General features: G+C 64.5%; 27 protein-coding genes and 1 pseudogene. 15 read left to right on the plus strand and 13 right to left on the minus strand.

The genetic code is table 11. The features are described from left to right. Nucleotides 1-36: 36 nt before the first annotated feature. The 8 genes from hemA (at nt 37) to IB225_RS05190 (ending at nt 6745) form a co-directional block, all read left to right on the plus strand. A complete protein-coding gene (gene hemA / locus IB225_RS05155) occupies nt 37-1317 on the plus strand; it encodes a glutamyl-tRNA reductase (protein WP_192310128.1) in 1281 nt (426 codons plus the stop codon). Next, nucleotides 1295-2380: a peptide chain release factor 1 gene (gene prfA / locus IB225_RS05160; protein WP_192310129.1), complete on the plus strand. Its 1086-nt coding sequence runs from the start codon at nt 1295-1297 to the stop codon at nt 2378-2380. The genes hemA and prfA overlap by 23 nt, the downstream gene beginning before the upstream one ends. A gap of 73 nt (nt 2381-2453) precedes the next feature. Next, complete coding sequence (locus IB225_RS05165; RefSeq protein WP_192310130.1) at nt 2454-2903, plus strand: GNAT family N-acetyltransferase; 450 nt, start codon at nt 2454-2456, stop codon at nt 2901-2903. Further along, a complete protein-coding gene (locus tag IB225_RS05170) occupies nt 2900-4618 on the plus strand; it encodes a tetratricopeptide repeat protein (RefSeq protein ID WP_192310131.1) in 1719 nt (572 codons plus the stop codon). Before IB225_RS05165 ends, IB225_RS05170 begins: the two co-directional genes overlap by 4 nt. 25 nt (nt 4619-4643) lie before the next feature. Then, on the plus strand, nt 4644-5162 hold the full coding sequence (gene moaB, locus IB225_RS05175; RefSeq protein ID WP_192310132.1) for a molybdenum cofactor biosynthesis protein B: 519 nt from the start codon (nt 4644-4646) through the stop codon (nt 5160-5162). 16 nt (nt 5163-5178) lie between these two features. Continuing rightward, entirely contained in the window at nt 5179-5517 is a 339-nt protein-coding gene (locus tag IB225_RS05180) for a helix-turn-helix domain-containing protein (protein WP_192310133.1), read from the plus strand. A gap of 28 nt (nt 5518-5545) precedes the next feature. Beyond that, nucleotides 5546-6325, plus strand: coding sequence for a polyphosphate kinase 2 (gene ppk2, locus IB225_RS05185; RefSeq protein WP_192310134.1), 780 nt, complete (start codon nt 5546-5548; stop codon nt 6323-6325). An 18-nt stretch (nt 6326-6343) separates the two neighbouring features. Further along, nucleotides 6344-6745: a hypothetical protein gene (locus IB225_RS05190; RefSeq protein ID WP_192310135.1), complete on the plus strand. Its 402-nt coding sequence runs from the start codon at nt 6344-6346 to the stop codon at nt 6743-6745. A 9-nt stretch (nt 6746-6754) separates the two neighbouring features. On the opposite strand, the gene IB225_RS05195 is transcribed toward IB225_RS05190, so the two are convergent. Genes IB225_RS05195 through IB225_RS05205 form a run of 3 tightly spaced genes read right to left on the minus strand, consistent with a single transcriptional unit; the run spans nt 6755 to nt 8867 of the window. Further along, a complete protein-coding gene (locus IB225_RS05195) occupies nt 6755-7021 on the minus strand; it encodes an acylphosphatase (RefSeq protein ID WP_192310136.1) in 267 nt (88 codons plus the stop codon). Beyond that, entirely contained in the window at nt 7021-7593 is a 573-nt protein-coding gene (locus IB225_RS05200; RefSeq protein WP_192310137.1) for a TlpA disulfide reductase family protein, read from the minus strand. The genes IB225_RS05195 and IB225_RS05200 overlap by 1 nt, the downstream gene beginning before the upstream one ends. Beyond that, the gene (locus IB225_RS05205; RefSeq protein WP_192310138.1) at nt 7590-8867 is read right to left on the minus strand and encodes a YihY family inner membrane protein; all 1278 of its coding nucleotides are present in this window, start codon (nt 8865-8867) and stop codon (nt 7590-7592) included. The genes IB225_RS05200 and IB225_RS05205 overlap by 4 nt, the downstream gene beginning before the upstream one ends. A gap of 77 nt (nt 8868-8944) precedes the next feature. Between IB225_RS05205 and wrbA the strand changes: the two genes are divergently transcribed. The 7 genes and pseudogenes from wrbA to IB225_RS05240 form a co-directional block, all read left to right on the plus strand. Next, a complete protein-coding gene (gene wrbA, locus IB225_RS05210; RefSeq protein ID WP_192310139.1) occupies nt 8945-9541 on the plus strand; it encodes an NAD(P)H:quinone oxidoreductase in 597 nt (198 codons plus the stop codon). Beyond that, nucleotides 9541-9873: a DUF2069 domain-containing protein gene (locus IB225_RS05215; RefSeq protein WP_192310140.1), complete on the plus strand. Its 333-nt coding sequence runs from the start codon at nt 9541-9543 to the stop codon at nt 9871-9873. The genes wrbA and IB225_RS05215 overlap by 1 nt, the downstream gene beginning before the upstream one ends. Then, entirely contained in the window at nt 9873-10577 is a 705-nt protein-coding gene (locus IB225_RS05220; protein ID WP_192310141.1) for a hypothetical protein, read from the plus strand. The genes IB225_RS05215 and IB225_RS05220 overlap by 1 nt, the downstream gene beginning before the upstream one ends. A 20-nt stretch (nt 10578-10597) precedes the next feature. Beyond that, complete coding sequence (locus IB225_RS05225) at nt 10598-11083, plus strand: asparaginase domain-containing protein (protein WP_192272499.1); 486 nt, start codon at nt 10598-10600, stop codon at nt 11081-11083. 287 nt (nt 11084-11370) lie between these two features. After that, nucleotides 11371-12264 (plus strand): hypothetical protein, encoded by an 894-nt coding sequence (locus IB225_RS05230; protein ID WP_192310142.1) that lies wholly within the window; start codon nt 11371-11373, stop codon nt 12262-12264. A gap of 16 nt (nt 12265-12280) precedes the next feature. Continuing rightward, the gene (locus tag IB225_RS05235) at nt 12281-12946 is read left to right on the plus strand and encodes a hypothetical protein (RefSeq protein ID WP_192310143.1); all 666 of its coding nucleotides are present in this window, start codon (nt 12281-12283) and stop codon (nt 12944-12946) included. Between the two features lie 58 nt (nt 12947-13004). Continuing rightward, nucleotides 13005-13118 (plus strand): annotated as a pseudogene (locus tag IB225_RS05240) (asparaginase); the annotation flags it as partial. Between the two features lie 90 nt (nt 13119-13208). On the opposite strand, the gene IB225_RS05245 reads toward IB225_RS05240, so the two are convergent. The 10 genes from IB225_RS05245 to IB225_RS05295 all read right to left on the minus strand — a co-directional run bounded on the left by IB225_RS05245 (nt 13209) and on the right by IB225_RS05295 (nt 21373). Continuing rightward, nucleotides 13209-13637 carry a hypothetical protein gene (locus IB225_RS05245; protein WP_192310144.1) on the minus strand — a complete coding sequence of 143 codons (429 nt, stop codon included), beginning with the start codon at nt 13635-13637 and terminating at the stop codon, nt 13209-13211. Between the two features lie 221 nt (nt 13638-13858). Beyond that, entirely contained in the window at nt 13859-14164 is a 306-nt protein-coding gene (locus IB225_RS05250; protein ID WP_192310145.1) for a hypothetical protein, read from the minus strand. A gap of 1042 nt (nt 14165-15206) precedes the next feature. Continuing rightward, nucleotides 15207-15512: a hypothetical protein gene (locus IB225_RS05255; protein WP_192310146.1), complete on the minus strand. Its 306-nt coding sequence runs from the start codon at nt 15510-15512 to the stop codon at nt 15207-15209. Nucleotides 15513-15568: 56 nt separating this feature from the next. Then, nucleotides 15569-15778, minus strand: a complete 210-nt coding sequence (locus IB225_RS05260) for a hypothetical protein (protein WP_192310147.1) — start codon at nt 15776-15778, stop codon at nt 15569-15571. Nucleotides 15779-15868: 90 nt separating this feature from the next. Next, nucleotides 15869-16213, minus strand: a complete 345-nt coding sequence (locus IB225_RS05265; RefSeq protein WP_192310148.1) for a hypothetical protein — start codon at nt 16211-16213, stop codon at nt 15869-15871. A 487-nt stretch (nt 16214-16700) separates the two neighbouring features. After that, on the minus strand, nt 16701-17099 hold the full coding sequence (locus IB225_RS05275; protein WP_192310150.1) for a hypothetical protein: 399 nt from the start codon (nt 17097-17099) through the stop codon (nt 16701-16703). A 1560-nt stretch (nt 17100-18659) separates the two neighbouring features. After that, nucleotides 18660-18857 (minus strand): hypothetical protein, encoded by a 198-nt coding sequence (locus tag IB225_RS05280; RefSeq protein WP_192310151.1) that lies wholly within the window; start codon nt 18855-18857, stop codon nt 18660-18662. After that, complete coding sequence (locus IB225_RS05285) at nt 18850-19038, minus strand: hypothetical protein (RefSeq protein ID WP_192310152.1); 189 nt, start codon at nt 19036-19038, stop codon at nt 18850-18852. The genes IB225_RS05280 and IB225_RS05285 overlap by 8 nt, the downstream gene beginning before the upstream one ends. 383 nt (nt 19039-19421) lie before the next feature. Next, nucleotides 19422-19574 carry a hypothetical protein gene (locus IB225_RS05290; RefSeq protein ID WP_192310153.1) on the minus strand — a complete coding sequence of 51 codons (153 nt, stop codon included), beginning with the start codon at nt 19572-19574 and terminating at the stop codon, nt 19422-19424. A 14-nt stretch (nt 19575-19588) separates the two neighbouring features. Next, nucleotides 19589-21373 (minus strand): hypothetical protein, encoded by a 1785-nt coding sequence (locus IB225_RS05295; RefSeq protein ID WP_192310154.1) that lies wholly within the window; start codon nt 21371-21373, stop codon nt 19589-19591. Nucleotides 21374-21413 lie beyond the last annotated feature (40 nt).

The raw sequence follows: 21413 nt of genomic DNA on the forward strand, positions 1-21413 counted from the left end.
GATATGAGCCAGCAGCTTACTGCAAGCACCTGAACGATGACGTTGTGGGTCCTCGGATTGAACCACCAGACCGCGCCGGTCGACCTGCGCGAACGGGTGGCGTTCGACGCCGGCACGGTGCCGCAGGCGCTGTCGTCGCTGCGGGCGCTGCCCGACGTGGTCGAGGCCGCCCTGCTGTCGACCTGCAACCGCACCGAGCTGTACGCGGTGGCCGAGGATGGCGACGTGCTGGCGAGCTGGCTGGCGACGCATGCGGAAGGACTGGACGGTTACCTCTACCGCCATCGTGATGCCGATGCCGTCCGCCACCTGTTCCGGGTCGCGACCGGGCTGGACTCGATGGTGCTGGGCGAGCCGCAGATCCTCGGCCAGGTGAAGGACGCCTGGGCCACGGCGCGCGAACACGGCGCGCTGGGCAACCGCCTGGACCGCCTGTTCCAGCAGACCTTCGCGGTCGCCAAGCGCGCGCGCACCGACACCCGTGTCGGCGCGAACCCGGTCTCGGTCGCCTCCACCGCCGTGCGCCTGGCGCAGAACTCCTTCGCCCGCCTCAGCGAGTCCACCGTGCTGCTGGTCGGCGCCGGCGAAACCATCGAACTGGCCGCCAAGCATTTGAGCGAAGGCAAGGTCCGCCGGCTGCTGATCGCCAACCGCACGCTGGCGCACGCGCAGGAACTGGCCACGCGCCATGGCGGCTACGCGCTGCCGCTGGCCGAGCTGGAACGGCACCTGGCCGAAGCCGACGTGGTGTTCTCCGCCACCGCCGCGCGCGAGCCGGTCGTGCTGCAGGCGCAGGTCGCCGCCGCGCTGGCCAAGCGCAAGCACAAGCCGATGCTGCTGTTCGACCTGGCCGTGCCGCGCGACATCGAAGCCTCCGTGGCCGACTTGCGCGATGCCTACCTCTACACGGTCGACGACCTGGAACGTGCGGTCGAAGACAACCGCCGCAGCCGGCGCGAGGCCGCCGACGCCGCCGAAGCGATCATCGACGTGCAGGTCGGCCGGTTCATGGAGAACCTGCACGCCGGCGCCCGCCAGGAACCGCTGAAGCGCCTGCGCGCGCTCGGCGAATCCACCCGCGAGGACGTGCTGGCCAAGGCACGGCAGCAGCTCGCCAGTGGTCGCGAGCCGGAGCAGGTGCTCGAGTTCCTCGCCCATACGCTCACCAACCGCCTGCTGCATCCGCCGACCGCGGCGCTGCGCGAAGCGTCGCTGAGCGGCGATGCCGAACTGGCGCGCGCGGCCGATCGCCTGTTCCCCGCGCAGCCGCCCTACTCCCATCTGAAGAAAGACGATGACGCCGACGCTGCGCCGTAAGCTCGAAGCGTTGGCCGAACGCCGGGAAGAACTCGAACGCCTGCTCGCCGACCCCGGCGTGATCGGCGACAGCGACCGTTTCCGCAATTTCTCGCGCGAGTTTTCGCAGCTGGAACCCGTGGCCACCGCGATGGCGGAGGAAAAGCGTGCGCAGGCCGACCTGGCCGCCGCGCAGGCCATGCGCAACGACCCGGAACTGGCGGAGCTGGCGGACGAAGAGATCACCGCCGCCCAGCAGCGCCTGGCGCAGCTCGACGACGAACTGATGCTGTTGCTGTTGCCGAAGGACAACCGCGACGAAGGCAACCTGTTCCTCGAAGTGCGCGCCGGCACCGGCGGCGACGAGGCCGCGATCTTCGCCGGCGACCTGTTCCGCATGTATGCGCGTTATGCGGAGCGTCAGGGCTGGAAGGTCGAGATCGAATCCGACAGCCCCGGCGAACACGGCGGCTACAAGGAGGTCGTCGCGCGCGTCGTGGGCCGCGGCGCGTACTCGAAGCTCAAGTTCGAATCCGGCACCCATCGCGTGCAGCGCGTACCGGAAACCGAATCGCAGGGCCGCATCCACACCTCCGCGGCGACCGTGGCGATCATTCCGGACGTGGACGAAGTCGACGATATCGTCATCAACCCGGCCGACCTGAAAGTCGACACCTTCCGTTCCTCCGGCGCCGGCGGCCAGCACGTCAACAAGACCGAGTCGGCGATCCGCATCACCCACGTCCCCAGCGGCGTGGTGGTGGAATGCCAGACCGAGCGCAGCCAGCATGCGAACCGCGACAAGGCGATGAAGCGCCTGAAGGCGCAGCTGCTCGACGCCGAACGCAGCAAGCAGCAGGCCGCGCAGGCGGAGACACGCAAGCTGCAGGTCGGCAGCGGCGACCGCAGCCAGCGCATCCGCACCTACAACTTTCCGCAGGGCCGCATCACCGACCACCGCGTGGACGGCCTGACGCTGTACGACCTGCCCAACATCATCCAGGGCAACCTGGACGAACTGATCGACCGCCTCGGCCGCGAGCATCTGGCGGACGAATTGGCACGACTGACCGAGGCGGCCTGAGCCGCATGCCGGCCAGGCAATCCCTTCACCGGGATGCCGACGCCACGCCACATCGTGGGACAAGGAAAGAACCGTGAGCCTCTCGATCACCCGCGCAACTCCCGCCGACATCGATATCGTCGCGCCCCTGTTCGACCTGTACCGCGTGTTCTACGGCAAGCCGTCGGATCCCGCGCTGGCGCGCGAATTCATCGAAGCCCGCATGACGCAGGGCGAGTCGGTGATCCTGCTGGCAGAGGTCGACGGCAACGCCGCCGGCTTTACCCAGCTCTACCCTGCCTTTTCGTCGGTCAGTGCCACCCGCACCTGGATCCTCAACGACCTGCTGGTGCTGCCTGCCGCGCGCCGCCAGGGCGTTGCGCGTGCCCTGCTGACGGCCGCCGCCGACTTCGCCCGCGCCGACGGTGCGCTGCGGCTGGAACTGGAAACCGACCACGACAACACCACGGCACAGGCGCTGTACCACGCGATGGGCTGGACCGCGTACGACGACACGCTGCGTTTCCGCCTGCCCCTGCGATGAGTGCTGCCGCCAGCGAACGCGACCGCCTGCGCCAGGCCGTCAGTGCACAGCCGCAGGACTTCATCGCCTGGGTGATGCTGGCCGACGCCGAACTCGACCACGGCGATGCCACTGCCGGATTACGCGCCTCCGAGCGCGCCCTGCTGCTCCGCCCGCGCCATCCCGAAGCCCTCGCGCGGCTCGGTCGCAGCCATTGGCTGTCGGGCCGCCACGTGCAGGCCGCGCAGGCGTTGAGCGAGGCCGCCGCGCAGGCACCGCAGCATCCGGGCATCGCGCTGTGGCTGGGGCACGCACTGGAAGATGCAGGCGAAGCCGAAGCCGCCGCGCAGGCCTACGAGCACGCGTACCGGCTGGTGCCGGACGAACCGATGTTCGCTGCGCACCTGTTGAACTGGCGCCGCAAGCTCTGCGACTGGCGCGAACTCGACACCTTGTCGGCGCAGGTCCGTCGCGCCGTGCGCGAAGGCCGTGGCGTCGTCGAACCGTTCGCGTTCCTGAGCGAGGACGCCAGTGCGCAGGAACAACGCGCCTGCGCCCAGCAGCGCGCGCAGGCGCTGGCGTCTGTCATCCGTCCGTTGCCGCCTGCACCGCACATGCCGGAAGACGCGCCACTGCGCCTGGGCTTCCTGTCCAACGGTTTCGGTGCGCATCCCACCGGCCTGCTGATCGTGGCGTTCTTCGAAGCCTTGCAGGCGCACGACACGACATCGGTGCACCTGTTCTCCCTGACGCCCGATGACGGCAGCCCGATCCGGCAACGGCTGGCGGACGGGACACAGCTGCATGACGTCGCCGGGCAACCGCATGCACGCATCGCACAGACGATCCGCGACCAGCGCATCGACGTGCTGTACGACCTGCGCGGCTGGGGCGGCGGCGGTACGCCGGAAGTACTCGCGATGCGGCCCGCTCCCGTGCAGGTGAACTGGCTGGCCTATCCCGGCACCTCCGGCGCGCCGTGGATCGACTACGTGCTGGCCGATCGCTTCGCCCTGCCCGATGCACTGGTGCCCGCCTACAGCGAAGCCGTGGCCTACGTGCCCGGCGCCTTCCAGCCGTCGGACACGCGCCGCGCGATCGGTACGCCACCCTCGCGCAGTGAATGCGGTCTTCCCGACACCGGCGTGGTCTTCGCCTGCTTCAACAACAGCTACAAGCTCAACCCGCGCAGCATGTTCCGCATGCTGGACGTGCTGGCGAACGTGGACGGCAGCGTGCTGTGGCTGTTGTCCGGCCCGGGGCGTGCCGACGATCGTCTGCGTGCCGCCGCGCAGGCGCGTGGCGTGGATCCAGCGCGTCTGGTGTTCATGCGCAAGCTGCCGCATGCGGACTACCTGGCGCGCTATCGGCACGTCGATCTGTTCCTGGACACGCATCCATACAACGCGCACACCACCGCGTCCGACGCCCTGTGGGCGGGGTGCCCGGTGCTGACCTGCCCCGGCATGACCTTCGCGGCGCGCGTGGCGGGCAGCCTCAACCACCATCTGGGCCTGGACGAGATGAACGTGGCCGATGACGCGGCCTTCGTTGCCGCCGCCATCCGGCTGGGCAACGACGTCGACGCGCGCACGGCGCTCCGTGCACGCCTGCAGACCGCGATCGCGAGCGCGCCCCTCTTCGACATGCCGCGCTTCGCGGACGGCTTCGTGCACGTCGCGCAACGCATGGCTGACCGGCACCGGAAGGGACTCCCGCCCGCGCCACTCGACTGACCCGCGATTGCGTTACCCTGCGGGCATGAGCCATGCCGACGCACTGATCCCGCTGCACCTCTGCGTACTGACTGTCTCGGACAGCCGCACGCTCGCCGAAGACCGCTCCGGCGACTACCTCATCGACGCACTCACGCAGGAAGGCCACCGCCTGCACGAACGCGCCCTGCTGCCGGACGATCGCTACCGGTTGCGCGCGCAGGTCTCGCAGTGGATCGCCGATCCCGCCGTCGACGGCATCCTGGTCACCGGCGGCACCGGCTTCACCGGTCGCGACTCCACGCCCGAAGCGCTGCTGCCGCTGCTCGACAAGGAAATGCCCGGCTTCGGCGAACTGTTCCGCCATGTCAGCGTCGAAGAGATCGGCACCTCGTCGCTGCAGTCGCGCGCGTTCGCCGGACTGGCCAACCAGACCTTCATCTTCTGCCTGCCGGGGTCCACCTCGGCCTGCCGCACGGCGTGGGAGAAGATCATCCGCGCCCAGCTCGATGCACGCACGCGACCCTGCAACCTGGCCACGCTGCGTCCCCGCCTGAAGGAATGAGCAAGGAGAGCCTGCGATGTCCCTCGATGCCACCCTGCGTCTGCTCACCAAGGCCAGCGGCCTGACCGCCGCCGACCTCGCCGCCGCCATCCCGCGTGCCGGCGTCGCGACGGTGAAGTCCTGGCTCGCCGGCGAGAAGATGCCCGGCGGCGACCAGCTCGCCGCACTGGCGCGCGCCTTCGGCGTACCAGCGGGCGCGCTGCTGTCGGAACTGGCGACCACGCTGGACCCCGCCCGCACGCAGGGCGAACACGACCTGCTCGCCGCCTACCGCGCGCTCAATACGCGACAACAGGGCGCACTGCTGGAAGTCGCCCGCGGCATGGCCGGACACAAGGCCCGCCGCAAGCGTTGATTCCCCCACCACCGCACAGGATGCCGCGATGAAACCGCTCAAGCGCAAGGACTACGACGCCCGCCTCAAGCCGCTGCAACTGGAACTGGCCGCGATGGCCCGTTGGGCCTCGCACTGCGGCGCGCGCATCGTGATCGTGATGGAAGGCCGCGACACCGCTGGCAAGGGCGGCGCGATCGGCGCGATCACCGAACACCTCAACCCGCGCCAGTGCCGCGTGGTGGCGCTGCCCAAGCCGAGCGAGCGCGAAGCCACGCAGTGGTATTTCCAGCGCTACATCTCGCACCTGCCGGCGGCGGGCGAGATCGTCCTGTTCGACCGCAGCTGGTACAACCGCGCCGGCGTCGAGAAGGTGATGGGCTACTGCACCGACGAGCAGCACGAACGTTTCCTGCAGCAGGCACCGGTGTTCGAGCGCGGCATCACCGACGACGGCATCCTGCTGTTCAAGTACTGGCTGTGCGTGGACCAGGCACAGCAGGAAGAGCGCTTCGCCGAGCGCGCCGAAGAGCCGCTGAAGAGCTGGAAGCTGTCGCCGATCGACCTGAAGGCGCGCGAGAAGTACGCCGACTACACTGCCGCGCGCGAGACCATGCTCAAGGCCACGCATACGAAGCATGCACCGTGGACCCTGGTCGACTTCAACGACCAGCGCACCGGCCGCCTCACCCTGATCCGCGACCTGCTGGACCGCCTGCCCGACACCGAGGTGCCGCTGGAACCGCTGGGCCTGCCGCCGCTGAAGGGCAAGCTGCACAAGGAGCGCTACGGCGTGCTGAAGCCGATCAAACCGCAGCGCGGCGACTGACGCATGCGGATGCCGTTGATGGCCGCACTGTGGCTGGCCGCCTCGCGCGCGATGGCCCAGGACCCCGACGCCACCACCACAACCGACGACGATCCGGCCACCACGCTGGATACGCTGGTCGTCAGACCCGAACCAGAAGAAGTGCTGGATCTCTACCGCTTCCAGAATCCGGTCGACGTGCCGCCGACCGCCTTCGAGCGCCGCTGGAAGGAACCTCCCAGCCTTGAGCAGCTGGGCAAGAACGGCGGCATCGTGCCGGTGCTGGCAGGACTCGCGGCGAAAGGCATCCAGACCGGTGCGCGCAAGATTCCCGGCTGGAAGGAGCCGATGCAGACCGTGATCGCGCGTCCCCCGCCGCTGGACGAGGAACAGGCCGCACGCGCCCTGCGCCTGCGCGACACCACGGGCGACTCGCCCTGATCCACTCCGTCAGCCGGTGACGAAGCCTTCGGTCACCGGCCCCGTCCACACATCGCGCACGACAGTATCGACGCGCGCGGCGGGTGGCCCGTCGTGCAGCCACGCTTCCAGGGCATCGAGCGCCGCCGCATCACCGTCGGCGACCACTTCCACGCGCCCATCCGGCAGGTTGGTCGCACGGCCGGACAGCCCGAGATCCATCGCTCGCTCACGCGTCGAGGCGCGGAAGAACACACCCTGCACCTTGCCGCTGACGATGAAACGCGCCGTCGCCATCACGCCTTCGCTGGCGGGCCACCGGCCGCGGCGATGGCCGCTTCGATCTCCTTGCCGGTGACCGGGCCGAGGAACTGCTTGGCCACTTTGCCATCCGGCGCGATCAGGTAGGTCAACGGCAGACCGCGCGGCGTGGCGAAGTCGGCCGGCGGGTTGTACACGTCGAGGATGGCGATGGGATACACCACCGGCCGTTCGGCGAGGAAGGCCTTCAGTTCGTCCGCCTCGATCTCTTCATAGGCCAGCCCGATCACTTCGATGTGCTCGTTGTCCTTGTCCAGCGCGGACAGGTCGGGCATTTCCTTCAGGCACGGCGCGCACCACGTCGCCCAGAAGTTCACCACCACCCACTTGCCGCGATGCGCGGCCAGGGTGTAGTCGGCATCGTCGAGTGTCTTGACCTGCAGGGTGGGCACGTCCGCCGTGCGATCGGCCGGCTTCTGCGTGGCGGGATCGACGGTCTGCACATGCGCCTCGATCGCCGGCTCGGCCACGCCGGCGGGCGCCGATCCGGCATTGCAGGCGGCCAGCGACAGCACGAGGGCCAGCGACAGGGAAGAAACGGACTTCATGCAGGCTCCTGGTTGGATTCGACGAACAGATCGCTGACGCGCTTCTTCAACAGCTCGCGCAAGGGCATGCGCAGATCGTCCAGCGCGGTGCGCGCGGCACAGCCCAGCGCATCGTCGTGGAACGGAAGATGCGCTTCCGCGACGGGAATGCGCAGCTGGCAGGCTTCGTAGAGATCGCCGAGGGTCAGGTCGTCCAGGTCGCGCGACAGCAGCCACTCGCCTTCCTCGTCGCGGCGCAGCAGGTTGATGCCGGACAACTGGCCGAGCATCTGCTGGATCAGCGAATCGGTCAGCATCGGCTCCATCGCCAGGATCTGGTCGCTGTGCAGGCCACGCCCTTTCTCGCGCGCCTGCGCGAAGCGCCCCAGCATGCGCAGCAGGCCGTAGAGTTCGTAGCCGAGCGGCAGGCGCAACGCGACCGGCTGGTAGCGGAACGCCGCCATGCCGGAGGCGAGCGATGCGCCCAGCAGCACCGCGACCCAGCACAGGAAGATCCACAGCAGCAGGATCGGCGCCGCCGCCACCGCGCCATAGATCTTCTGGTACGCATTGAAGCTGCCGAGGTAGAGGCCCAGCCCCCACTTCGCCAGTTCCAGCAGCACGGTGGCCAGCAGCGCACCGGCCACGGCGTAGCGCCACTTGATGGTCCGGTGCGGTACCACGCGGTAGATCACCACGATGGCCGCCAGTTCGATCAGCACCGGCGCCACGGTCAGCGACAGCGTCTGCAGCCACTTGCCGCCGCTGGTCGCGAACACGGGCAGCGCATAGAAGCGTGCCGACAGCGCCAACGAGGCCGCGGCCATCAGCGCGCCCAGCGTCAGCACCGTCCAGTAGACGAGGAAGCGCGACAGCTTCGGGCGGGCGCTGTGCACGCGCCAGATGCGGTTGAAGGTGGTCTCGATGCTGTTGAGCGTGATCAGCAGCGAGGCCACCAGCGCGATCACGCCCACCGCGGTCAGCTTGCCCGTGTTGGCGAGGAAGCCGTCCAGCTTCTCCTTCAGGCTGACCGCCGCGCCGGGCAGGAAGTTGGCGAAGATGTAGTCGCGCAGCTGCGCGCTCCATTCCTGGAACACCGGGAACGCGGACAGCACGCCGAACACCACCATCGCCAGCGGCACCAGTGCGAACAGGGTGGTGTAGGCCAGCGAACCGGCGGCCTGGAACAGGCGGTCGTCGAGGAAGCGCTTGGCCAGGAAGCGGAAGAACGTGCCCATGCGCGCGCGGTCGCGCACGCGTTCGGTCCAGCGGTTCAACGAGTCCAATGGCTCCATGGGCGGAAGGGTAACCGATGCGTCACGGGACCGACATCGCCGATACTAGGCCCCTTCCACGCAACGAAGATGGCCCGATGCCCGAGATCCTGGTGCTCTACTACAGCCGCGGCGGGTCCGTGGCGCGGCTGGCGCGGCAGATCGCGCGCGGCGTGGGCGAAGTGGACGGCATGTCCGCGCGCCTGCGCACGGTGCCGCCGGTGGCCGCGGTGACGCAGCAGGCCGCACCGCCGGTGCCCGAGGACGGCGCGCCCTACGTGGACAAGCAGGACCTGGCCGAATGCAGTGGCCTGATCCTCGGCAGCCCCACCCGCTTCGGCAACATGGCCGCGCCGGTCAAGCACTTCATCGACGGCCTGGGCGCGGAATGGGCCAGCGGCACGCTGGTCGGCAAGCCGGCCGCAGTGTTCACCTCCACCGCCACCCAGCACGGCGGGCAGGAATCGACCCTGCTGTCGATGCAGGTACCGCTGCTGCACCACGGCTGCGTGATCGTCGGCATTCCCTTCACCGAGCCGCAGCTCAGCACCACGCGCACCGGCGGCACGCCGTACGGCGCCAGCCATGTGGCCGGTGGCGAGGACGACCCGCACCCCAGTGACGAGGAAGCCGCGCTCGCCCGCGCGCTCGGCCGCCGCGTGGCCGACATCGCACGCCGCCTGGAGTCGCGCTGATGGACCGCTCGCGCCTCGTCCTGGCCGCGCTGCTGCAACTGCTGGCCATCCTGTATGCCGTGTGGTTCTACGGCGACCGCCAGTACACGCTGGCGCTGCTGGTGTTCGCACTGCCGCCGTTGCTGCTGATGATCGGCGTGATGGCGCGTCGACGCACCGCCGCGTTCTGGGCCGGCGTCTTCGCGCTGTTCTGGTTCTCGCACGGGGTGATGGTGGCGTGGGCCGATCCGGTGAAGGCGAAATTCGCCTGGGTGGGCATCGTGCTGTCGATCGGCATCGTGCTGGCGACCAGCTGGCCGGCGTTCGCCAAGCGGTTCGGCCGGAAGCCGTGATGCGCTTCGCCGTCGCGCTGCTGCTGTGCCTGCTGGCGCCCTGCGCGTGGGCGCAGGAAGACGCGGTCTGCGAGCCGGGCGAACCGGCGCGCGCGGAGAACCGCGACGGCAGCGTGTTGACCGTGCAGACCGAATGCGCCTCGCCCGAGCTGCGCCGCTACGTCGCCACGCTCACCTGCGATGCGGGACGCGTGTGCGACCGGTTGGAGGTCACGCAGGAGGTGGTCTACAACAGCATGGGCCACGTCGACCTGGTCGACCTGGACCAGGACGGGATGCACGAGGTCGAGGTGCGCGGCATGTGCGGCGCCGGGCCGAACTGCGAGGGCGACGTCTACCGGATCGACCCCGCCACGCAAACACTGCGCCACTTCTTCAATGGCGGTTACTACGAGTTGCAGGTCATGGACGGCTGGCTGGTGGAATCGGGCCGCAGCAGTTGCTGCAGCTGGGAATACCACCTGTGGAAGCTGGATGCGCCGCACGATCTGCCGCTGAACTACGACAACATGGACCTGATGGTGCAGGTGGGCGCCAGTGGCGACGCGGACACCGTCGACGGCGTGGTCTGCACGTTCCTCCGCCAAAGCGGCGATAATTCCCGTGTCGTCGCCCCGCCCTCGCCCGCGCTGGAAAAGATCTGCGAGCACTACGGCGAGCCGTACGACCTGACTTCCCCGGATACAACGCCAGGCGCGCCGTGAGCGCCGGCAGGAGCATTGAGATGGACGAGCTGCTGATCGTCACCACCGGTGGCACGATCGACAAGATCTACTTCGACGACAAGTCCGATTACCAGATCGGCGATCCGCAGATCGGCATGATCCTGCGCGAGTTGGGGGTGACGTTCCGTTTCACGGTCATCCCGATCCTGCGCAAGGATTCGCTGCATATCACCGACGAGGACCGCGAGCTGGTCCGCGCGACCATCGCGGCGCAGTCCACGAAGCACGTGCTGGTCACGCACGGCACCGACAGCATGGTGCAGACGGGCCACGTGTTGGCCTCCATCCCGGACAAGACCATCGTGATGACCGGCGCCCTCAGCCCGGCCCGCTTCCGCGGCTCGGACGCGGAGTTCAACATCGGCTGCGCCATCGGCGCAGTGCAGTCGCTGCCGTCGGGCGTCTACATCGCCATGAACGGCCGGATCTGGGATCCGGCGAAGGTGCGGAAGAACGTGGCGGCGAATCGGTTCGAGGCGGTCTGACACCGAACGATCCTGACGCACCAACGACAGGGCCCGCTGACGCGGGCCTTTCGCTTTACGGGCCAGGAAGCTGCTTTCTGGCCCCTTCCCGCGACGCTATGCTCGGCGAGGCCTCCGGCCACTCCCATTTGGGAGTGGCGCGGAGCGCGGATGATCGGGGACATTCGCGAAGGATCGAGAGCGCACACGGGCGCGGATCAGCGCAGGGCGTCAACAGGGGATCGTGCATGACTTGTCGTGGTGTTCTATGGCGCGCAGCGCTCGTAGTCGGATTCCTGTGGCCGTTCATGGCTGCAGCGCAGGGCTATGATCCCAACCGGCATGGCCAGTATGGGTACATCTTCATTCCCGGAGCGTCTGCTTCCGACAGCAAGGTGGCAGGCTTCTTCTCCGGCATTCTGGAATACGACCCACGCGAGTGCCCGGGGGTAACGTCAGCTGCCTTCTTCTCCACCGCCGTTGACGCGTTCGCGGAGCGCCTCAAGGGCCAGAAGGCCACCTTCACTTTGGACAACAACCGCCTTCGCCACGTCCACTTCAATTCCGGCAGCTCAGCGCTCAGTGATGAATTCCAAGCGCACAACAAAGAGATTGGTCCGGGCAGAACGAGCAATCAGATGTGGGGAATGGATTGCAGCCATCGGGCCATCGTTGATCTCGTCCGGTCAGGAGGAGGTGGCGATCCTCGAAGCACGCTGCAGGTCAACTCGCTCAGGAGCGGCGGCGCGCCCGGTGCGGCCTCCAGGCAGCCACCATCGCGCTCGGCTGGAGCAGATACGCAGCAGCAGGCGGACTTCCAGAACGCCCTGAGCGCGGCCGAACGGAAGGATGCGGCGGTGGCGGCAGAGCGCAAGCGCTTCGGATCGGGCCGGGACAAGGAGATCAGGCAGCTGGTGGACCTGCGGGAGCGGATCGCGACCAGGCGCCCCAGGATGTGCAGATCGAATGCGACGAAGAATGTCATCAATTTCAACTACCTGCCCGGCGTGATGCTCATGACACGGGAGCGTGCCGAGACCATCTACGCCGACATGAAGAGGAAGAGCGCCACAAGCTGCCAGCAGTCCTCGCCTGCCAAGCTCGGGCCCTTGAACTGCGATGCAGTCAAAGGATTTTCTTCTTGCACCGTGACCATGGAATGCGCACCTGTGCAGTATCCATGTCCCGCTGGCGCGCAATGAGGGCGATGGGATGGACATGAGATTGTTGACACTGGCAGCCTGCGGTCTTCTTGGCCTGATGCCCTACCAGGCCAACGCGCAACTGGCCATGAGTTCGGAAGACGCACAGCGCTTCCTGAGCCAGATGCTCCAAAGCCGCACCATTGCGTTCACCATCGGCAATGATCTCAACGACCGTGAAACTTTCGGCCTGGTCGCCTCGACCACGGCAGTAGCCACCAGCTACAACAAGAAGTTCCTGCGGGGCTGGAGCGAGCACAGCTCGTTCCGCAAGCCGGTCCATGCGCAGTTCGATTTCACCGACTTCGGGCACGTGGGAAAGGAAGAGAAGTACGACGACTGCTCGACATCCGTAACCGTCAACGTTACGGGTGCGAAGAACACCGACTACAGCTTCACGTTCCCGGCAGACGGCCTGACCAAGGAACGCGTCTACAGTGAAGACTCGAAGTGGGTGTACAACTTGGAGGGAGATCCCCGCATCCGGTTCGGCGGCCCCTATCGCATCGATTGGCGCATCGCCACTTTCCAGCGATCGAAGAGGCAATGGATCGGCCTGACTGATTTCCTCATCAAGACCGACCAACGCGCGCCCTACGCACTTATCTCCGTCAACAACGAGGACCTCGCCGACTACGTGGAGAACGCCCTTCGCGTGTTGCAGCTGTCGTGCCAGCCCTGACAGGACGGGCAGGCAGCTCCGTGTGCGAAGGAGCCGTGAGGTAAGCGGACTCCCCGAGCTCGGCGCGGTGCAGTCGCTGCCGCCGGGCGTGTACATCGCGATGAACGGACGGATCTGGGATCCGGCGAAGGTGCGGAAGAACGTGGCGGCGAACCGGTTTGAGGCGGTTTGACGCCGAACGATCCTGAGGCACCAACGACAAGGCCCGCTAACGCGGGCCTTGATCGTTATGGGCTCTCGGAAGGAAGGAGATCCGTCGCCTTCAGTTGATGGTGATGTGCACGTCTTCGCGGAACCGGCGCTTGATCATCAGTTCGAGGCGGTCTTCGCTGTCCTGGGTGGCGCCGTTCCACTGGTACTGGAAACGCGTATCGGGGATGTTGCGCTGGCTGGCGGCGCGGCACTTGGCCAGGAAGTCCGCTCGCAGGCTTTCGACGATGCGGAGCGCCTCATTGCCGGATCCCGGCGGCAGGAAGCCGGGGCCGCCCCACCCCGCCGGACCTGGCCGACTGATGATGTTCGAGTAGCAGGTGGGATTGACGGTGTCGCTGCCCGCCGGGTCCATGCCGGCATACAGGACGAACCGCAGCGGCTTGGTGGCGGGCGTCGTGGCCTGCACCGGCGCACCGGTCATGGAAAGGCACAGGGCCATGAGGGCCGGTACGCACATCATGCGGGCTTTGAACGCCATCTCTGTCTCCAGTGGTCGAGTTCGGGAATGCGATGCAGGACCGGCGATCCACCTCCCTGATACGCCAGCGGCGCCAGTTGAACGCACTGGCAGGCAACGGAACACTCCCGGCCGGGTCTTGACAGTGAGGGTCGACGTTGTGCGGAGGTCAGGCTGCAATCTGGGCGATGCAGTCGTTGCCGTCGGATATGTACATCGCCGTTAACGGCTTGAATGAACTGTCAGGTGCCGGACGACAGCACCCGAAATACAACGACTGCCGTGAACAATATTGGCGGAAGCATGAGTACACCAAGCTCAATCTTGCGATGCAGTGGACGTGGCGCCGGTAACGCCCGAAACCTGGCCTGGCCATAGTAAATAGCGAAACCCGACAGCAGGCTGGAGACAACCAAACTCGTGGCGGTCAGGAGCAGCCACATCATCGCGTGGTTGTTCTGTTCTGGAGTGGGACGAAGCGCATACGCGACGCCCAAAGGGAGGGCGATGGCGATGATGCTCGCAATGACGGAAAGAGCTCTTCCCATGGTACCTAGCGCCTGAACTGAGCCGACCCGCGAAGCGGGATCGGCTTGAATGAACTATTGGCTAACACTTAAAGCTAGTCCGACGGGTGGCTCGGACGGGTAGATATGTGCACCCTTTGCACGTCGCTCGCAATGTTCCCAAGGGCCACCTCAATCTCACTAAGTCTATGGTTGATGACACTCAAGTGATCGCGAGTTGATGAAAGCTCCGCAAGTGCAGTGCCGCGAATCTCCACGCTTGCTCGGCTGCCGCAGCGAAGAAAGATCAGAAACAAAAGAATTAGGGCGATCCACTCGAAGGTTGTCATCTCGTATCTCTGCCTTGGGCTCGAATTTACTAGTGTCAGCTAACGCCTGAACTAAGCCGACACGCAAAGCGGCGTCGGCTTGAATGGCCTTTTAGATCTCCATGCTTGGAACTGAGGCAAGAAGCTTTTGTTGTTGCTGACCAGCTTTGTGATGCCTAGCAAGGTCATGAAGCAGTTGAGGATGTGTCGAGCGGACTAGCTCAAAGGTATCCCGGATGACCCTGTCAATGCGCGGGCCGCGACCCCCGAGCAAGGTCTTTGCTAGCGCGGGGATAACAGTTCCTAGAACTCCAGAATAGGGCGAAGTCGTGAAAGCCAGGGCCTGGAGGGCGTGTGCCCGCCTTAGGTTGTGGGGCTCAGTGCCAGCGATGGCCAGAAGCTCTGAAACCCACTCCGCGGCCAATTGCGGGTCGATCCTGGCCAGAGCTCCAACAGGCCGAGACGCGACTGTAACAACGCGATTTGGCTCATCCTGTTCTTTTGCCGCAGCAAAGGCTTTAGAAAGCGCGGCCAACTGCTCTTTGCCAGACAGTTGTTCCGCAGCGGCCGTAAGAGACTGGCACCGATACCACGCATGAGTGATCGTGCCGGCTAGCTCAAGCGCAGCCTTGGGATCAGTGGCTGCAAGGCGAGAGACCTTCGCTCGGCCTTGAACATCGCTTGCAGAAACTTCCATGAATATCTAACGCCTGAGTTAAGCCGACCCGCGAAGCGGGCTTCGCTTGAATGAGTTGTTAGGCAGCAGCATGCCGATGCTTGCGCCACCTTGCAACGAAGGTCACCACTGCAGCAGCAGAGAGGACGATGGATGCGAAACCAAAACCAAGAAACATGGGTTTGGAGATGGAATTGGGGCGAGCCACCCATATCTGCGTGAAGAGATCGAAAGCCAGCAAGACAGCGATTGCGAGGCACGCCAGCGAAGTGACGGCAAGGTTGCGAGATCCTCGTGCCCGAGGGCGGCGCCATTTGGCGAGAACATACAGGTTGCCGATAGCGGCAGCGCCGGCCAAGGAAGTGATCACCACAGACTTGATCATGTGCTGCCTAGCGCCTGAGTTGGACTGCGCCGCGATGCGGCGTCGGCTTGAACTTATTAGGTTGCACTGGCCGAAGAATCACCAGAGCCATCCTTGATGCGCTTGATGTTGCGTACGAACAGGTACACCCCAGCGCCGCAGATCATGAGCTTAACGAGCAAGGGAACCGTGAAGCCGCTTGCTTGGAACGACAGGTAAGACTCAAGCGCGTAGAAGCCGGCGACGATCAGGCCGACTACGGCGAGCAGCAGCGCTTTGATACTCATGAACTCTCCCCAAAGACAGCCTAGCGTTTGAGTTATGCCGACCCGCGAGGCAGGTTCGGCTTGAATGAATTGTTAGACCACGAGCTGGACCTAGTACGGGCGCAAGTCGGCATCCACATCTGCTCCAAGGTCCGGTGTAACCACGACAGTCACGGCGTACTGCCCACCACCTTCAAAGTAACCACTGGGAGGCAGAACAACATGTCGCCCTTGAGAGTGAAAAGACACTTCAAGACCGGACTCCCCTTTGGGAAAAATCATCGTTGTGGCCGTCACTCCTGTAGCGATATCGCCGAGAGGCTGCTCGAAACCAGAGCCTGAGATAACAACATCCTCCAGAATCCCGCCCGACTGATTGTCGACGCTGACTGGTGTTGCGCGACCGCAACCGACCGCAGAGAACGCCATTGCTATCAGAAGCAGCGGTGCGCGCATTCGCGGCCTAACGCCTGAGTTAAACCGACCCGCCAAGCGGGTTCGGCTTGAATGAACTGTTAGGTGCCGCCCGTCCTAGCAGCCTGGCAACAGCATCACTTTTGGCAGCGGCCATTTCTCGTGGGGTCTTACCAAACTCCGACCGGATGTCAGGGTTGGCACCCGCCTCCAGAAGCGCCTCGACTAGCTCCGAATTCTCCTGGCGAACGGCGACGTGCAGAGGGGTCTCACCCATGTCGCCGATGCCATCTGGTGCGGCTCCTGCCGCGATCAGGGCCTTCGCCCCCGCAGAGTCCCCTCTCCAGGCCAATACGTGCAAGGGCGTATATCCATTGCAGTCTTGGCTGTCGAGGGAGACCTCGCGCTCCCCAAGCTCTGCGGGGAACAAGACGTCCGAAGTGGACTGGAGGATTTCCTGCAGGGTTCGCATATCCGTTCGCGGCACCTAACGCCTGGCAGCCCCCGGTCTGGGGTGATAACGCCTGAGTTAAGCCGACCCGCGCGGCGGGTTCGGCTTGAATGATTTGTTAGACCGCATCTTGCTCCTCTTTGTCGCGATCACTGCCAGAAGGAATGACAGGCCAAGCCACAGAATCAGAACTGATTCGCACACGCGGCCAATTATGTGCATATTTCCGACAGCATAAATTGCTGAAGCCACATCTAGTTTGCCAGCTGACACGTGAGGCACTTGGGTGGTGCCGAACAAGAAAGCATCAAGCCACTCCACGATGGGCTCGCTCCACATGCTCCATAAGGCTATCGCTAGCATGCAGACGATCAGGATGCTGCCGAAAATCTTGCCTGCGCGATACGAGAGCAGCAGAAGGCCGGCAAGAACCGCCAGCCATCCGAGGCTTTCAGCGACCTGGGTTACAAGCTGCATGAGCCTATCCTATGCGGTCTAACGCCTGAATTAAGCCGCGCCACGAAGCAGCGTCGGCTTGAATGAATTGTTAGGCCCGTTGGTATGGGGTGACAAGCGCATTTACCACATCTGCGTTGTTTCCAGACTGCTTGGCAATGCAGTCTCTCACGTACTGAGCCATGGGCTGATCTGGGTCGAGCCAAGACAGTCGAGCCAACTGTACCAACAGTTCAGATCGCGGGTGCTGTTTGAGCCACCACTGGAAGGCTCCGTGACGATCATGCTCCGATGCACCCTCATGCCCAGGCTCGTAACCGGAAAGCTGCTTGGCCGCTAGTTCTGAGGGAATGAGGTTCCATGCCGTCCACTCGGGCGGGAACTGCATAAGCTCTAGCCAGTCACTGTGCGTCATACGATCTCAGCGGGCCTAACGCCAGAATTAAGCCGATCCGCGAAGCGGGTTCGGCTTGAATGAATTGTTAGCGGCCTGCCCGGGTAATGACATGTCTGCGCTCAAACGGGAAGTGCCGGTTTGGGAGAGAACTCAAGCTCGCTGTACCCAGCGAGGCTGTACGTCTCCATCCAGACGTGCCGACAATCCTCGCAGCCCACCCACACAGTGACTTGGCCATTCTCTGGCCAAGAGGGAGGTGCTTTATCTAGCCTCGCACCGCCACACACGGGGCAGGACGCTCCACCCGATTGCGCATACCCTGCGGAAGATGTTGGTGCCATTGGGTCTTTGTGTGTCTAGTTGGAACGCCGAATTGGGCCGCTAACGCCTGAATTAAGCCGACCCGCGAAGCGGGTTCGGCTTGAATGAATTGTTAGGTGTCGCCCGTCCGCCGCTTGGGCTTGCACCCCGTAAACTCTGGACTGTCCGGTTGCAGATTGCGATATGTGTAGCTTAGTGGATAGCCAGAGTAGATTGCACTTGTACGCTGATCCTCTAGCTTGACGCCATCCGGAACCGAAACCTCAAGAGTGTTTGAGTCAAGCCACCGGAGGCCGATGCCATGCTGAAGCGTGTGGAAGGTCACGATGTTGCCTCCGAGTCGTTGCGAGCCAACAACACAATCAGTCATGGCTTGGGTCGTGACGCCCCCGGAGCCATAGTCAGTCTGGTAGTAGTAGGCAGAGCATTGGCCGCCGGGATGAGTAACAGGGGCGCTTGAACAGGTGGGGTAGTCCGCGCTCGGGCAGCCGACAAGGAGAGTCGGAAGAACAATAGCTATTGGAACGAATAGCCGATTCCTCACAAGCGGCACCTAACGCCTAGTAGACCCCGTTCTGGGGTGATAACGCGGAGTATTCAGTTGCGCGAGCGGGGGCGTCAACACGGGGAAGGCAGTCCCTGCAAGGCTTTGGAGGACATGCCTGCGAGTCGGGGGCCTCCGAGTCACCCGTGCTATCCAGCAGATATGCTGTGCCCGCGGATTATCAGGGCAGCGTCGGGGTGATAACGCAGGTTGCCGTGCATCGGGAGATGCTGGACGCTTGAGCGATGTTGCGGACCGCATCGCCACCTACAGATGCGACTACGGCGCCCGGTACGCATGCTGATTGAAGCCGCGAGGTTCAGTCCGGAGGACGCAGGGCCACGCGCTGGCCTGGCCCGATCGATCCGTCGCGCGTTCGCCCCTGCACCGGCAACTTGAACGCAGAACGGCCCCGCATCGCGGGGCCGTTCTGTTTCCACCCAGTGCGCAGCGACAAGCCGCTGTAGCGCTGCGGCCGCGGCCTGGCTGCCCGGTACTGGCCCTTGTCGTCAGTCATGTTCAGGTCCTTCCGAAGCGCAATCGCGCATTACTTCGTCCAGATAGCTCAGGTCGTCGGCTGACGAACTCTTGGTAAGCACGTCGCCATCAGCGATCAAGGCGGGCTCGCCATTAGCGCTCTCCTTCACTTCACCGACGACATTCCAGTCGAGCGCACCGCTGTCGAGCTTGGCCGTCACCAAGTAGATGCCACGACTCCTTCCGCTTGTTATGGCGAGCACGGCGGTGGAATCCACCACCGTCCCGATGATGGATCGTGGCTCGCCTTCGTCCAGGCGATTCGCTCTTTGATCGAGACCACCATACGTTCCGCAGATGCGCGAATCGCTTTGCGACAGGTAGGCGCGGAAACCTCCGCAGGACCTACCGGAAACCACAGGCTCCTCGCACCACCAGACACTCCACACGCCTGCAAACGGCCTTGCAGGCTGGGCAGGAGCGTCCGATGCGTTCGCGACCGACGATCGCACTGGCGTTATCTCGCGCGGGGTTCCACATGCCGAAGTTGCCCATCCTAGCGACAACACCAGAATCCAGGCACTGGCTAATCTCTTCGTCGATATCACTGCCGATCCTTACTTGCAGGGTTCAAGTTTTCATGTTCGCTCATCACCAAGACCTTCGGCATCAAGCGCTGGCCTGGATCACTGGCCGGGTTGTACTCGGCGTGGGCAAGCGCAAGATTCGGCGTTGTGCGTTCACGTTCGAGCCTCATGGCGCCTTCTGTCTCTAATACCTGACGTCGATGATGCGGACGCTCCCCACGGAGCCGATGGGCGACAGGTCTTTGCTGCTCAACCGGATCACCTTGTCGCCGATGGCGATGAGGATCGTGTTGTCCCGAAGGTCCACCGCGAGCGTCGGGAGGGTGACCCAGCATTTTTTCTCGCTGTTGTAGTCGGCAATGATCTTCGTGATCGGCTCGAACCCAGGTTCGACCTCCTGCTGCAAGGGCGCCTGCGTGCGAGCGACACAGGCCGTTGTCTCGCAGATGGATTGCCCCGCGAACAGATGTCGCACATCGATCGGTGTATCGACGCCCTTCGGCATTCCGTCGGGTCCGGTCACGGTGGTGTGCTCAAACAGGTAGTCACCCAGCACGACGTCATGGCCGCTACCCTTCTGATCCTTCCAAGCACCATAGATCGATGGTTGGTCGGTACCTACGGTGTACGGTATTCCCGGGACGGACGCATATCGATGCCCACTACGGTCCGTGAAACTGTAGGCGAAGGTGTAGTCCAACCTCTCGGCGGGAAAGTTCGAACCGGTCGACTCGACCTGGACATCCGCGACGCGCTCACCCGAGAAGAATTCCAGGGCCTGCGCCACGCCGCTCTCATGCGACGACATCAGCCATAGCTTGGAAGGCTTGCGGCGCTCATCGATGATGACCTCCACCGCCGGGAACTCACGCTCTGCTACGACCGTAGCTGGCCAGTCCACAGAGGGCTGGATGGGCGCAGGCACTGCCACGTCCGTTCCTGCTGCCTGCTTGGAGCTGTCCTTATCTACGAAAGGATCGAAGTGATCGTCACGGACCGGACTGCGATCGCGACATCTGGTGTCGGGACGCAGAGGGTCGCAGTACGGCAGTGGCCATAGCGATCTGGGCACCCGCTGTCGAATCTCGAAGCTCTTCCCGTTCCAGACCACAAAGCCGAGATGCAACCCGTCTCCCAGTCTTCTGGTCTCGCGAACCCAATCGGGCATCGCGACTGGATCGTACTCGTGATCGTCCACCCGTCCGGGCGGCGAGGCGTCCTTGAGCGGTACGACCCATCGCATGACGGGTGCGTAGTCCAGTTTTCCGGTCTCCAGATTTGGCCTGAAGGGCGCGGTCAATGCGTGCTCGGCCGGCGTCATTGAAGGCACGGGCAGATACGCACTGGTGACGTCGCGCAGTTTTCCGTTGGCTACCCATTTGTAGAGGCGCGTCTCGGCATGCGCCGACTGGCAGGCTTCCGTTCCCACCAGATACTCGCCTTCCCGCGCGACCAGCGGATCGCCGTCGATGCATTTGAAGGGGCCCACAACGAGGTAAACGGTATCCGAAGGGTTCGTGCCCTCAAAGGAGCGCAGCAGGATGCCCTCAAGCATGTCGACACTGGCCATGACGTCTGGCCGGCCTCCGCGTCCGGGCAGCGCCAGATAGGACTGTGGTCGACGGACCTGGGCAGTTCGCTCGGCGGTGGACAGGAATATCTGTTCAGTGGGGATGGCGACCAGAACGTCAGCCAGATGCCTGGGCAGCAAGCCAACGCACGCCCTGTTGAGCCCGCCATGTCGCACCCTGCCACTCTCGTCGCTTGGATCGTCCGGGCACCACTGCGCCCCCATGCCCTTCTCGATTGCGTACGGCGTCCACGACTGGGCGTCCCGTAGAAGTGGCTGAGCGTCGGATGTGGCTTCGGATGAACGTGCGCCCCGGTCGGCGCCTTCCACCCGGTCACTGGACGCGCACGCGCCGAGGACCATGAAGAGCGCGAGACTTGCAAGGTTCCTTCCATGCATATGCAACCTCCTGTTGATCGATGCCCCGTGGCGCGACATT

Source organism: Pseudoxanthomonas sp. PXM02 (assembly GCF_014851805.1).
GTDB lineage: Bacteria > Pseudomonadota > Gammaproteobacteria > Xanthomonadales > Xanthomonadaceae > Pseudoxanthomonas_A.